13 protein-coding genes are annotated in these 13,869 nt (G+C 52.4%); 5 read left to right on the top strand and 8 right to left on the bottom strand.

All coding sequences use genetic code 11. The features are described from left to right. Positions 1-56: 56 nt before the first annotated feature. Positions 57-545 carry a CreA family protein gene (locus tag HUF18_RS11485; protein WP_225692288.1) on the top strand — a complete coding sequence of 163 codons (489 nt, stop codon included), beginning with the start codon at positions 57-59 and terminating at the stop codon, positions 543-545. 64 nt (positions 546-609) lie between these two features. On the opposite strand, the gene yghU is transcribed toward HUF18_RS11485, so the two are convergent. The 5 genes from yghU to cmoA all read right to left on the bottom strand — a co-directional run bounded on the left by yghU (position 610) and on the right by cmoA (position 6,118). Then, positions 610-1,470, bottom strand: coding sequence for a glutathione-dependent disulfide-bond oxidoreductase (gene yghU / locus HUF18_RS11480; protein WP_225692287.1), 861 nt, complete (start codon positions 1,468-1,470; stop codon positions 610-612). A 112-nt stretch (positions 1,471-1,582) separates the two neighbouring features. Next, on the bottom strand, positions 1,583-2,656 hold the full coding sequence (locus HUF18_RS11475; protein ID WP_225692286.1) for a 3-deoxy-7-phosphoheptulonate synthase: 1,074 nt from the start codon (positions 2,654-2,656) through the stop codon (positions 1,583-1,585). A 459-nt stretch (positions 2,657-3,115) separates the two neighbouring features. Further along, on the bottom strand, positions 3,116-4,138 hold the full coding sequence (locus tag HUF18_RS11470) for a hypothetical protein (RefSeq protein WP_225692285.1): 1,023 nt from the start codon (positions 4,136-4,138) through the stop codon (positions 3,116-3,118). Positions 4,139-4,364: 226 nt separating this feature from the next. Next, entirely contained in the window at positions 4,365-5,366 is a 1,002-nt protein-coding gene (gene cmoB / locus HUF18_RS11465) for a tRNA 5-methoxyuridine(34)/uridine 5-oxyacetic acid(34) synthase CmoB (protein ID WP_225692284.1), read from the bottom strand. Next, positions 5,366-6,118, bottom strand: a complete 753-nt coding sequence (gene cmoA / locus HUF18_RS11460; protein ID WP_225692283.1) for a carboxy-S-adenosyl-L-methionine synthase CmoA — start codon at positions 6,116-6,118, stop codon at positions 5,366-5,368. The genes cmoB and cmoA overlap by 1 nt, the downstream gene beginning before the upstream one ends. 310 nt (positions 6,119-6,428) lie before the next feature. On the opposite strand from cmoA, the gene HUF18_RS11455 reads away from it, so the two are divergent. After that, positions 6,429-7,613, top strand: a complete 1,185-nt coding sequence (locus HUF18_RS11455; protein ID WP_225692282.1) for a hypothetical protein — start codon at positions 6,429-6,431, stop codon at positions 7,611-7,613. 64 nt (positions 7,614-7,677) lie between these two features. Here HUF18_RS11455 and HUF18_RS11450 read toward each other — a convergent pair whose 3' ends face one another. After that, positions 7,678-9,210: a DNA recombination protein RmuC gene (locus tag HUF18_RS11450; protein WP_225692281.1), complete on the bottom strand. Its 1,533-nt coding sequence runs from the start codon at positions 9,208-9,210 to the stop codon at positions 7,678-7,680. 32 nt (positions 9,211-9,242) lie between these two features. Continuing rightward, the gene (locus tag HUF18_RS11445) at positions 9,243-9,836 is read right to left on the bottom strand and encodes a hypothetical protein (protein WP_145469625.1); all 594 of its coding nucleotides are present in this window, start codon (positions 9,834-9,836) and stop codon (positions 9,243-9,245) included. Between the two features lie 185 nt (positions 9,837-10,021). On the opposite strand from HUF18_RS11445, the gene HUF18_RS11440 reads away from it, so the two are divergent. The 3 genes from HUF18_RS11440 (at position 10,022) to HUF18_RS11430 (ending at position 13,266) form a co-directional block, all read left to right on the top strand. Further along, entirely contained in the window at positions 10,022-11,161 is a 1,140-nt protein-coding gene (locus HUF18_RS11440) for an endonuclease/exonuclease/phosphatase family protein (protein ID WP_225692280.1), read from the top strand. Between the two features lies 1 nt (position 11,162). After that, a complete protein-coding gene (locus HUF18_RS11435) occupies positions 11,163-12,116 on the top strand; it encodes a hypothetical protein (protein ID WP_225692279.1) in 954 nt (317 codons plus the stop codon). Positions 12,117-12,336: 220 nt separating this feature from the next. Further along, on the top strand, positions 12,337-13,266 hold the full coding sequence (locus tag HUF18_RS11430; RefSeq protein ID WP_145469628.1) for a hypothetical protein: 930 nt from the start codon (positions 12,337-12,339) through the stop codon (positions 13,264-13,266). Between the two features lie 111 nt (positions 13,267-13,377). Here the strand turns inward: HUF18_RS11430 and soxR are convergent, their stop codons facing one another. Further along, complete coding sequence (soxR, locus tag HUF18_RS11425) at positions 13,378-13,815, bottom strand: redox-sensitive transcriptional activator SoxR (protein WP_145469629.1); 438 nt, start codon at positions 13,813-13,815, stop codon at positions 13,378-13,380. Positions 13,816-13,869: the final 54 nt, after the last annotated feature.

Genomic DNA, 13,869 nt, shown 5'->3' with positions numbered 1-13,869 from the left:
CCCGCAGACTGTAAGTGGGTAACCGCAACTGATTATCTGACCATCGGAGTATTTTCATGAAACAACCTAAAACGGCCCTGACCCTTGCAGCCGTCTGCCTGGCTGGCCTGCTCAGTGCCTGCAGCAACGATGAAGTTGGCGATGTTTCACTGGGTTTATTTACCCTCAAAGACATCAAACTGAATGTTATGACCGACCCGCTGGTTCCCGGCGTTACCTGCCATGTTGCGTCAATTGAAGCTGACCTGAGTTTTTCCGATCCCAGCGACAGTGCCATTTCCTGCCGTCAGACCGGTGAAATTACCGCTGCCATGATTGCCCAGATCGATAAAAGTAAATCCGGCGATGTGGTGTTTAAAAAATCAAAAAGTATTTTCTTTAAAAATATGAAAGTACGCCGAATTTACGATGCCGAAAGTCAGACCCTGATGTACCTGTCTTATGCCACCAAAGAAACATCCGGCAGTTTTAAGCACAGTTTATCGACAGTGCCCCTGTGGGGAACTCAGGCGTACAACAATGCTCCGCAACCAGCCCAGAAATAAGGCATACACAATAAAAAAGGCCCGTCATTGACGGACCTTTTTCGTTCAAAACTCAGACGTTGGCTTATACCTTGTCCGCAGTTTTAAGCAAAAAGTCACTGGCATCATGCCGCTCATGCAATTGCTCGTGTGGCTCACCCCAGGTACGGTTAACCATACGGCCACGCTGCACAGCCGGACGCTCAGCAATGGTATTGGCCCAGCGCAGAACATGGGTGTAGGTGTGTGCTTCTATAAATTCTGCTGCGTCGTATAAGCCGCCACGCACCAGCACGCCATACCAGGGCCAGATGGCCATATCAGCGATACTGTATTCATCACCACAGATAAACTCTTTATCCGCCAGATGACGGTTTAATACGTCGAGCTGGCGCTTGATTTCCATGGTATAGCGGTCAATCGGATACTGATATTTTTCCGGCGCATAGGCATAAAAATGACCAAAGCCACCGCCTAAAATCGGCGCACTGCCCATCTGCCAGAATAACCAGTTAAAACATTCAGCACGGCCTGCGGCATCCGCCGGAATAAAGGCATTAAATTTTTCTGCCAGATACATCAGGATGGAACCCGATTCAAATAAACGCTGTGGCGGATTAACACTGTGATCCATCAGCGCCGGAATTTTAGAATTAGGGTTAACCTCAACAAAACCTGAGCCAAACTGATCGCCTTCCATAATATTAATCAGCCAAGCGTCATATTCAGCGGCGCTGATTCCGGCTGCCAGCAGCTCTTCCAGCAAAATAGTTACTTTCACACCGTTCGGCGTCGCCAGCGAATACAACTGCAACGGGTGCTTGCCGACCGGCAATTCTTTGTCGTGAGTCGGGCCGGCAACCGGACGGTTAATATTGGCGAATTTACCGCCATTCCCCGCCTGCCATTGCCAGACTTTAGGCGGGATGTAAGTTGTTTCAGTCATGAGGCTCCCCTTGCGGATGAACAGATAGCCTCAAGTGTACCCTTTCCGCAGACCAAGGCCACGGCCGCAAGCGGCCGTTTTATAACGGATTACGGCACACTGAGTTGCAGCCTTAAAGTGCAGCGTGCAATCCGCGCAGTAAGCTTTCGGTTTCATCCCAGCCGATACAGGCATCGGTAATCGACTGGCCGTACTGCAGCTCGCCTTCATCGTTCTGACGTCCGGCGTGAATGAAACTTTCCAGCATTAAACCCAAAATACCTCGATTGCCTGCAGCCCGCTGAGCCACCACGTCCTGCGCAATCGCCACCTGACGCTCATGCTGCTTGCAGGCATTATCATGGCTGCAATCCACCAGCACTTTGGCGTGGCAGTTGCCTTTTTCCAGTTCCGCCAGAGCAGACGCAATTGAGCTGGCGTCGTAATTGGTAATGCCACGGCCGCCGCGCAGTACCAGATGCGTGTCCGGGTTTCCCGGGGTGTCGAGCATGGCCATCTGGCCATCCACATCCACGCCCAGCGTATGGTGGCTGTGACGCGCAGAAATCATCGCATTCACGGCATTGGCGGCCGAACCATCGGTGCTGTTTTTAATGCCGACAGGCATTGGCAGATGGCTGACCATTTCACGGTGGGTCTGCGATTCGGCGGTGCGCGCACCGATGGCGGTCCAGCTCACCAGATCATCGAGGTAGCGCATCACCAGCGGATTCAGCGCTTCAGTGGCCAGCGGCAACCCCAGCTCTGCCAGTTGCAGCATAATGCCGCGCGAGCGTTCCAGCCCCAGCGCCATATCGCCTTTGCCGTTACGCTCCGGATCGTAGGCCAGCCCTTTCCAGCCGATGCTGGTACGGGGTTTTTCCACGTAGGCGCGCAACACAATCAGCAGGCGATCGCTCAGCTGCTCGTTCAGCGCGGCCAGACGGCGGCCGTAATCCAGTACCGCCGCTTCATCGTGAATGGAACAGGGGCCGGTGACGATCAGCAGACGGTCATCGTTGCCGTTGAGCAGATCGCGGATCTGCTGACGCTGCTGGTCAATCTGCAATGCCAGCGCTTCGTTAAGCGGCAGGTCAGCCTTGAGCTGGCGCGGTGTACGCAGCGGACGCACCGCTGGGTCATTGCTTGCCTGTTGATCGGCGGTTTGTGTTTCTGTTGTTTGCTTGCTCTGTGTTTGTACGTTCATGGTGCAGTCCTCAATGTATTTGTCAGCGTATTTCCTGCGAATCAGAAGTGCGGCCAATAGCGGCCGCCGCTAAATCGGCGGTACTGATGCAACAAACAAACAGCGGACTGAACTTTCATGACATATTCCTTAATTCTGCCAAGCCAATAACAAAAAACCCCGAAAGGCGGACTGCCAATCGGGGTTTTCCGGTGGCAGTCGGTTCTCACCGGACTGCCTTAACTGCATGATGCAAATTAAGCGCGGCCCGGCTCCTGGCTAAAATAGCCATAACCAAACCACCAATAATTAACGTTCTGAACAGCAGATACAGCGCTGCCTGCTGCAGAAGCAGCATGGGCAGAAAGCATGTTCAGGACGCGGGAATCAGTATTCATAGCGCTCAATACTACGCTGAAAGGCATACATTTCAACCCCGCAGCGCGTTTCATCCATGACAATTTTGTGAAACAAGGCCATTTATCCGGCAACCGGTTGCTGCACATCACCTTCAGGCCCGGCGTCAGCTCCGGTATCCGTTCCGACATATGCCGGGCTGGCATTTTCTGGCGCCGGTAAGACGATGATAAAGCTGTTAAACACCGCCAGCGCCAAGCGTACCCAGGGCAGCAACAGGTAGAAGACCGCCAGCAGTATCGGGTTGTCGTAGTAATCGTTGAAGTAGAAAAACAGCTGCAGACCAAAGAACAAACCCGGTAACAGCATGGCCAGCAATACCGTCTTCAGCGGACTCCAGCCCATATTGCGCAGGCGCTGAACCAGAAACCAGAACGCAACAATCACACTCACAATCAGCACCAGAGCAAACCAGACCAGCAGCTGTTCCTGACGTGACGACGAATAACCATAACCATTGCTGTAACCAAACAGCGACACAGCTCCCGCAATCAGCAGCAGCGCTGCCACCACACCCAGCACCGTACAGCGCCAGAAAAACTGAATACTGTTGAGCTGCTCTTCAGCCGCATAGCGCGGATTCATACGCAGCAACGGATGCTGTGGCTGGCTGACGCTCAGTGCCGGGCGGAACAGCACATAAATATGAAACAGCAACCAGCCTGCGCTGATCCCCATAATGGAGAACATCATCACTCCTGATGGCGAGCTGTTCATGTTGATATTCGACATATAAGGCACCATCGACAGCAAACCGTAATTCAGCAAGCCAACCGGCACCATCAGCCAGCGACCAAACATACGGCAGGCCAGAATGACACTCAGCACCAGCCACAGCGGATCAACCAGAATATTAATGGAGAAGAAAACCCACATCAGCTCAACGTAGTCGGAATAAGGACCGTTAAACGCATAACCAGAATCCGGGAAGACATAAGCGCCACCGGCATGCAATGCACCCTGTATCGCGAACAGAATAAAAAACGCCAGCATATAGCGGTCACGGTCGATGCGTCCGTCAAGAACAGCGGTTTTTTCACCGCTGAACTGGTCGCGCCAGAACAGGTCTTTTAATAGCAATAACATGATAAATAATCCTTTTATCGTTGTGCCGCCGGCAGCTCAGGAACTGCACGGACAAAATGGGGCAGAATAAGCACTCGTCTCTGTATGACCGCTGCATGGCGGCTGAATGACCGCTGCATTCCCTGCCCGGCATCAGACAGACGGTACAAAATATAAAAATCCCGGCGATTGCCGGGATTTTCAAAAGCAGTGCTGATTACACTATTTATTGCCTGCTCAGTAAAGATCAGGCTTCAGCAATAATCACCGCCCGTAATGGTGCCGGATAACCTTCAGCGGTTTTATTGCGGTCCTGCGGATCGAGAAAATCCGCCAGTGAATTGAAATGCATCCAGTCGGTGGTGCGCTGCTCATCCAGCGAGGTCTGGTTCAGATCCACCACCCTTGCGTTTTTAAAGCCGACGCGGCGACACCAGAGCAGCAGGGTTTCGGTGCTGGGAATAAACCATACATTGCGCATCATGGCGTAACGGTCTTCCGGCATTAATACTTCGCCCAGCGCACCGTCAATCACCAGGGTTTCCAGTACCAGCTCACCACCGGGACGCAGTGCATCTTTTAATTCCTGCAGATGATCCACCGGCGACTTGCGGTGATACAGCACGCCCATTGAGAACACCGTATCAAAGGCTTTTAAATTGCCCGGCACGTCTTCCATTTTCAGCGGTAATAAATCGGCGCGGGCACGGTGCCCCGTGGCCTGAAGATAGCGTTTATACGCCTGAAACTGCATCAGGAATAAACGTGACGGATCAACACCAATCACACGGTAAGCACCGGCACCCAGCATGCGCCAGATGTGGTAACCGGAACCACAGCCAACATCCAGTACCACTCGGCCATCCAGTGGCGCCAGATGCGGAGCCACCCGCTCCCACTTCCAGTCGGAGCGCCATTCGGTATCGATGTGCGTGCCAAAAAACTGAAACGGCCCTTTACGCCAGGGAATCAGCCCTTCCAGCGCCTGCTGTAATTGTTCCTGCTGAGCGGCGGTGATGGCATCGCTGCTGAGGGCAACATCATGGCGATTTAGATCGGCCTGAACCTGCTCAATAACAGGTAGCTGTTGCAGGGCATGTAACCAGCGCTGCTGATCGCCGTGTTCTTTTTCCTGCAGCACCAGTTCCAGCTGACGCGGTAAAACCTCCGCCCAGGGCGCCAGTTTGCCTTCACGCATAAAGGCCAGCACATCATCAAACCAGTGCAGAATATCGTCACGCTCTGTCATCATTTAACCGCTAAAAAGGACACAAAATTAAAACACTGATACCAGCGGATAACCTGACGGAAGCCGGCGGCTTTCAGACGCTCAATATGCGCCTGTTCCGTTTCCGGAATCAGTACGTTTTCAATCGCGCTGCGTTTCTGGGCAATTTCCAGATCGGAATAACCATTGGCGCGTTTAAAGTCGAGATGCAGTTCGTCCTGCAGCAACTGCTCTTCGGCACCGAAGCAGAGTTTCTCCGACAGAATCAGCGCCCCGCCCGGCAAGGTCGCATCGGCAATTCTGCTCAGCAAGGTCAGGCGCTGTTCGGGGGCAATAAACTGCAGCACAAAATTCAGCGCCGTGACCGATGCATTTTCCAGCGGGTATTCAAGAATATCGGCACAGGCCATCGTGACCGGTACCTGACCTTCGTCCAGCGCCACATAATGCTCGGCACGCTCAATCATCGAGGCCGAATTATCCAGACCGATAATCCGGCAGCCCGCGGCGCGTTCACCCGCCGCCTGCACACCATGACGCATCGCCAGAGTAACCGCCCCCAGCGAACAGCCCAGATCGTACAGACTGGAACCCGGCTGCGCATAACGGCCGGCAATAATGCCGGACATTGCCACGGTTTCGGCATAGCCCGGCACGGAGCGTTTGATCATGTCCGGAAAGACACGCGCGACCGCGCTGTCGAAGGTAAAACTGGCGACCTTCTGCTGCGGGGTATTAAAGATGGTATCGGGCTGTTGATCGAAGTCGGACATGGCAAACTGACCAGATTCTGTGCAGGGGGCGCATTCTAACGGATGGACACCGGAGCGGCCAGCACTGGCCGCCATTCGCGCCTGTAAGGCCGCCCGAGTCTGATAATACCCAGCGACCCCATACTATTTACTGATAAAACTATTAAATAATCAGTAAAGGCGACCGAACAGCTTTTGACTCCGGTCTGGCCGCTACTTAAGGTGCCGCCGTCCTAAAAGGACCCGACAGGGAGGCCAAAAGGCAACCACTCAGACGAACTCTGACAGCCACCCGGTTCCCTGTCGTTATTACAACACTATGGAGAATCGCATGAATGTAATGCTGAAAACCGCCGGCCTGAGCGTGCTGGCATCTGGCCTGATCGCCTGTGGCGGCGATGAAAATCAGGATGCTGCAGTTCCGCAGAATTATCACAACATTACCACCCATCTGCAGGGCACGGTATTTGATGCCGTTACCGGTGCACGAATCAGCAACGAGTCTCTGAAAGTGCTGCTGGTCCAGGGAGATAAATACCGTACAGCGAAACTGAACAAAGAATACGCTGGTGACTATTTCATTCAGGATATTCCGACCTCAACTGAAAACAATGTGACTTTCCGTATGGAAGCCACAGCAACGGGTTACCAGCCGGTCATTGCTTCCGTTGATTTCAACGCTGATACAAACAACCTGCAGGATAAAAATGCATGGCGCATGGGTAATTTTTATCTGTACCCGCTGGGCGTAAGCGCTGCGGATATGACAGTGACCGTTACCTACAATGGTGAAAAGATTGAAGGGGCAGCCGTTCAGCTGCAACCAAATACCAATGGTAATACCCTGACTGCCGACAGCATTAATGTTATTGCCCCTAACAATGGTTTCCAGGGTGCAATCACTGCCACAACCGATGTTGAAGGTAACGCTGTATTCTCCGGCGACGCTCTGGTTCTGGGTGGCCGTTATCAGGTACAGATTCTGCCAATGAGCTACAAAGGTATTGAACTGGGTCAGCCTACTGCCGTTAACGTGAATATTGGTACCAGCACTATCCACCAGCGCGTAGCGATGGTCGATATCGTACCAGGCAACAACGACGGTCTGTACGTTGCTCAGGCGTCTAACGAAGACGACAACGCCATTAACAGCAATGGTACTCTGACTCTGAAACTGAGCCGTCCGGTCAGCATCGTGAATGAATCATTTGCCAGCGCTGCACTGACCAACGCCACGACAGCGGTGTTGGATACCAACAGCCAGGGCAGTGAAGTAACGGTTACTCTGTCTGCCGACGGTCTGACTCTGACTCTGCAGCCAAACTTTATTACCAATCCGGTAAACTTCAACGGCAATAACAGCGGCACCGCTGACAATGCTATGTACATTACTTACAGCAACCTGTTTGTTCGTCTGCAAGACGGCGACACCACAGAGCTGTACAACGTGTTGAACCTGGTAGATACCAGCGGCTTAACTGTCAGCGGCCGGGTAAACGTTACCGTAGCCTTCTGATAAGAAAGAATAAAAAAGCACCGCTATGCGGTGCTTTTTTTACCTGCTTCCGGCGCCAGAAAACTCAATCCGGTTCCGACACCTCATCCAGTAATAACTGGCCATCCTGTTCCAGTGCTTCTTCGGCCAGATCGCGCGACAGTTCTTTTTTCGCCCGCACGCCCAGCTGTAAAAACTTCTCGCTCTGACTGAGCAGGTTACCACGGCCGCTTTTCATTGAGTTCCAGGCATCGTCGTAACTCTTTTGTACGGTGCCAAGCTGGCTGCCGACCTTCTCGAATTTCTCCACCACGATCACCAGTTTTTCATACACCTTAGCCGCCTGGTCAGCGAGTTTTTCGGTGCTCTTACTGCGCCGTTCCACCGCCCAGATACTGGCCACCGTGCGCAGGGTCGCCAGCAAGGTGGTTGGTGTGACCACCACAATACGGCGTTCAAAGGCTTCGTTAAATAAGGCTTCATCCTGCTGGAATGCCAGCATAAAAGCCGGCTCTACCGGCATAAACAGGAAAACAAAATCCGGTGAATGCAGCCCCTGTAATTGTTGATAGGCTTTATCGCTCAGGCTGCGGATATGATTACGGATAGCATCCACATGGCGGCGCGCGGCAGCATCGCGCTCAATATCGCTTTCGGCGTTAACATAATCGGTATAGGCATTGAGCGAGACTTTAGAGTCGACAATGATGTGTTTCTTTTCCGGTAAATTAATAATCACATCCGGACGGTAGGTCTTGCCTTCATCATTCTGATGGCTCTGCTCGCGCTGGTATTCTTCCCCTTTGCGTAAGCCGGAACGTTCAAGCACGGTTTCCAGTACCATTTCGCCCCAGTTACCCTGCATTTTTTTCTCACCGCGTAATGCGGTGGTTAATGCGTGGGCCTCGGCGGTAATCTGCTGATTGAGTTTGTGCAGATTTTCGATCTGGGTTTTCAGCTCGGTGCGGTCTTTAACATCGTTCACATAAACATCGTCGACTTTTTTACGCAAACCTTCGAGCTGATCTTTAAAAGGCGTCAGTAAAGAATCCAGACCTTTCTGGCTTTGCTCGCTGAACTGCTGCTGTTTCTGTTCGAAAATTTTATGCGACAGGTGCTCAAACTCTTTCAGCAGCTGTTCTTTATTCTGCTCCAGCAAGGCTAACTTCTCTTCAGCGCTGCGCTGCTGTTGTGTGCGTGCTTCCTGCTCGGTGGCCAGTTGCTGCTGCAACTGATTCAGCTGCTGCTGCAATTGCTGTTGCTGCAGATTTTGCTCCTGACGCTGCTGTTCCAGCTGTTGTGCCTGCTGCTGCAGATTTTCGCTGCGCTCCTGCCAGCGTGCCTGGGCGACATTCTGCTGCTGCAATTCCTGCTGTACCTGTTCCAGCTTCTGTTGCTGCGCATCCAGACTCTGGCTCAGCTGAGTATTCTGCTGCTGATATTGCTGTTCTTTCTGCAACCACTGCTGCTCGCTCTGCTGCCACTGCAGTTGTTCCTGCTCCAGCTGCTGCTGAATTTTCTGCATCTGTGCATGCTGATAAAACCAGGACGCAGCTGCAGCAGCCGATGATAACGCCAGCGCCGATAAAGCCAGCTGTATTAACGAAAACTCAAACATAAAACCTCATCAGATGCAGACATAAACATCAGTTAAAAATGCGCACGCACGCCGGCAATAATACTGTCGGCATCAATATCGCTGAATTCGGTGGTGGAATATTCGGCGAATAACACCACATCATGCTGATTGGGCAGCGGGAAGTTAAATCCGGCACTGCGCATGGTAGAGCAACCATCGTCTGACCAGGGTTCGAGTACACCACTCACCGCCGTACTCCAGCAATGACGGCCATAACGCACCCAGGGGCCAACGCCATTGGCCAGTGGCAAACGCAGGGTAACATCCCAACCGGCACTGATACCGTCGAATTGTGGGCTTTCGGCATTCTCGTTAATGTTTTTATCGCCCCACAACCATAAACCCAGACCGGTGCTGACACCCGGAATCCACTCGATGCCGCCTCTGGCATACACCAGATCGGTGAGCAGGGTGTCAGACTCACCATCGTCACTGCGTTCTTCCGGAATGCTCTGGGCACTCAGCCCAAGCGCCAGCGCGGCATACCCCTGAGGCTGCCATGCCTGTACCGGCATACCCAGCAGTAAAAGCAGAAAGCCCATACGGCTCGTTGCGGTACCGCAGCTGTACCGGCCTTTCATCGTGTTGTCATCGGAATACATCATGTTCAGTCCTGTTGTTACTTAGGCCATCGGGCCAAATGCGCTGTCGTCATTTGCCACCCTGCGCGCCAATCTGTGCTGATTATGCCTGATTGCTGCGGCATTGCGTGCCAGTGAATTGCCAAACTGGTTCCATCGTGCAGAATCGACATCACAATAAAAACAGCTCACCACCAAAGGATAATTCCATGAAAGCCGTTGCTTTAGCGCTGCTTGCGCTGACCCCGGTGCTGACCACTCAGGTTCAGGCCAGCTCCTCCACCCCGAGCATGAACAACCACTACTCTACCCATCCGCTGCAGTGGTACAACGAGGTTTCCGAGCTGGAATACTTCGACACCAATTTCACCACCACCTGGGTAACCAATCCGGCCTGCGATAACAGCGCCGACTTTACCGCCGTCACCTACAACATTTTCCACAATGTGGGCTTTGTGTACGACTTCGGTGATGAAATGGAACAGTCACTGGGCAAGGTCACTGAATGTGCCGACGTTATTATGCTGCAGGAAGCCTGGGACTACGACGATATGTACGAAGACGGCCCGGTGGATGATTTTGCCGCACGCGGTTTTGAAGACACCTACGGCGGTGGCAGCAACTATTGCAACGGCAGTGATATCGAAGACGACTGTCCGGGACTGATGATTTTCTCGCGCCACGGTTATGCAAAAAAACTGGGCTACCACAAATACAACGCCACCAGCGGTATTGATGGCGTAAAAGGCAAAGGCGTGATCGGTGCCATTGTCGAAAAAAATGGCCAGTACATTTATGTATTCAACACCCACCTTGTCTACGGCAGCGCGCAGCATCTGGGCGGCAACAACAGCGACGACAACGCCCGCCGTGGCCAGATGAATGAAGCCATTAACTGGATTAAAGGTAAAATCGACGCCAACGCCGCACAATTCCCGCCAGCGGCCGTTATTTTCGGTGGCGACTTTAACACCGACCTGCAAAACCCCGCCGCGGTACAGAACATCACCCAGGGCAGCCTGTGGGATCAGATGGCATTAGTACGCAATCAGAACACCGAAGTACGCGATGGCCTGCAATATACCTACTGGCCAAAAGATGCCTGCTGTGAAGACACCGGTCCGAACGGTCTGGCAACCGACGATTACGCCTGGTTCGATTACACCCTGGTATTTGATGCAGCCAACTGGAACATCGGCGCTCCGGCTACCGGCTGCGGCGTTACCCGCGTCAATACCAGCGTCTGGGCACCGGAATGGCGCGGTCAGGATGGCCAGCGTTATCTCGCCTACTACACCCACAGCGATCATTACGGCAGCCTGACCGAAATCGATTTCTGCCAGCCGTAATATGCAGCGTTTAACTATTATCCGGCTGGTGCTGCTTGCAGCACTCGCCACTGGCTTCACCGTGCTGTTGCTGCAATGGCGGACACCGCTGACTCAGGTCGGCGGTGATTCTGTATCCCTTGTTACTGACCCACAGTCTGATGCTGCGCCAGAGCACACTCTGGCCGAAGCGCCGGCTTCATTGCGTGAACGCCTGCACCAGAGTTTACTGCGCGGCGCCCAGCAGGCCGCCGCTCGACAGCTGACCCAATCACTGAATACCCTGCACTGGCACGAAAGCGAATGGCAGGCCGATCCCAATGCCGGGCTTGAGCGTTTGCAGCAACGCTGCCAACAACAACTCAGCCGTGCCTTTGAACGCAACACTGACGACAGCGACATACAGCAACTCTGTGAACAGCAATTGCTGTTATCACTGGCAGAAAGTCAGGGCTTAACCCTGAAGCAGGCCAGCCGCTTTATTTCGCTCAGCCGGGAAAACCCACAACCGCTGAAACAATTCCAGCAACGCTCGCCATTGAGCGATTTCGATAATCCGCTGCAATTTTTTGAACAATACTGGGCCACACAGGATGTACTTTACGGTACCGATATAAGCCGGGAAGTCTTCGGCGCCCAGCGCGATGGCATGCGTTTTAATCAACGCTTTCAGGATTTTTTAACACAGGCCAAAAACCTGCCATTAAAAGACCGTTTGGCCTGGTATGAACAACAGCAGCAACAATTTGCCAGCCAGCATGGTAAGCCGTTAAGCGCCCTGAGCAGCGATGCCATCGACCACGTTAACCGCCTGATCAGCCTGTACGAAGCCGGCGACGCTGCCAATGCTGACGATAAGCTGCAGCAACGCTACCAGCTGCGCCGCCAATACCTGAGTGAAGCCAATGCCGAACGCTGGCGCAAGCGTGAAGAAAGACAATTAAAAGAAAGCGGAACCTTAGCGGAACTGCACTGATATAGCTCCGGAGACGGTTGCACCATCGCCTGCATCAGCTATCCCGGAGCATCCTCGTACTAAATCATCAAGGATGATATTACCCCTGAGCACATCGGATAAGTGTTCTAATAAATATTGCTGTTTTTTCTGCAATATAAATCAGCTGTAAAATAATTATTCTGTTTTCCACTACCCTTGTTCTTCCGCTTCAGCAGAAGCTAAACCAAGAGAACAGCGTATGGAACATGCATTTTACGTTCGAATGACCACCGCAGGGAAAGGCGACTCAGGAACCGATTACAGAATACACTTCACCCTCCACGGCCTGAATTCCAAGGGAAAGATGATCTCCTCCCCATCATTTGAAATTTTAAGTTGCCGTGGGCTTAAAGATAATAACAGTGTTGCGTCTCCTCATTCTGATCCGTTCGCAGCAAAAGAGATTCCGGTAATGGTGGAGGATCTGGTATCCCCTACCAGCATCACCATTTCCTGCCTGCACAGTGATGCTTACCGTCCCTGCGTGGTTGTTTTAAGATCCGGAAAGGAATCCTGGGTTTTTCCGAACTACAGTAACGCAGCCACCGAAAAAGAACATGGTGTAAACAAACCCATAACGATTCCGGTTCTGGATTTCCAGCAACAGGATTGGGATGAAAGCCATCTTATCTGTCCTACCCCGACCAGCATCAATGACAATCTTGTGGACTCACAGCCTGTTTTAGTCTGTCACAAACGACTGCCGGATTTAAACAACAGTAAATACAGAACATTAAAAGTGAGTGCATTTTACAAGCTGGTTTATTCCGGTACTGCCATTAAAGGAAGTCCTATCGACCGAATGATAGAAGTAAGTGCTGGTGTCGAAAATGAAATATCGGTTACTGAGCAGGTCAGTGCCAGTCTGGGCGTAGAAGCCAGCTTCCTGAGCATCGGTGCGGAAATATCCAAAGAAACAACCCATACCCAAAGAATAACCAACCACACGACGATTACTCAGAAACTGACCGGAAGCACAGACAGCTCACCTATCCGTATTGCCTGGTGGCAGAAAGTGTATCGTTATGAAGTTCAGGGGATAAACCAGAACTGGGGAAGTTCAGCGATATTCGATGATCCTCTGGACTCTAATATGCTCAAAACCTGGTACCAGGAGCCAATCGAATAAATAACCACATTAAGATTTAAAAATATCTGTTCATCACGACCAGCGCGATGAACAGATATTTTCTTTGCCAGAGCCTGTTAACACTAATTGAACCGGACCTTAGACCCGCACTCACATATCCAAACTCTCCGCCCGGCAATCCCCCGGATTACGCAACGGGCAATCCGCTAACGATAAACAACCACAACCTATGCAGCTGTCGAGCTGCTGCTGTAATAAATTCAGGTCAGCTATTTTCTGTTGCAGTAACGCCTGCCACTGACGTGACATGGCCTGCCATTGTGCGGCAGTCGGGGCGCTGTCTGCGGGTAATACCGCCAGCGCCTGTTTAATTTCGCGCAGACTGATGCCGGTGCGCTGCGCCACCTTAATAACCGCAATACGGCGCAATACATGGCGGCTGTAACGGCGATGATTGCCATTATTACGCCAGCTGCGGATCAGCCCTTCTGCTTCATAAAAATGCACGGTGGATACCGGGATATCACAGCGCCGGGCAATTTCACCCACGCTCAATGCGGTTTTGTCGGCGGCAACCGGCTGCGGCATAACGCTTGACCTCAAGTTAAGTTGAGGTTTTATGGTAGCCGCCGGTTTCATTAT

The sequence above is a fragment of the Thalassolituus sp. ST750PaO-4 genome, from assembly GCF_020320405.1.
Lineage (GTDB): Bacteria > Pseudomonadota > Gammaproteobacteria > Pseudomonadales > Oceanobacteraceae > Venatoribacter > Venatoribacter alkanivorans.
The sequence above is the reverse complement of the archived record's forward strand: the minus strand, read 5'-3'. Positions and strand labels throughout refer to the sequence as shown.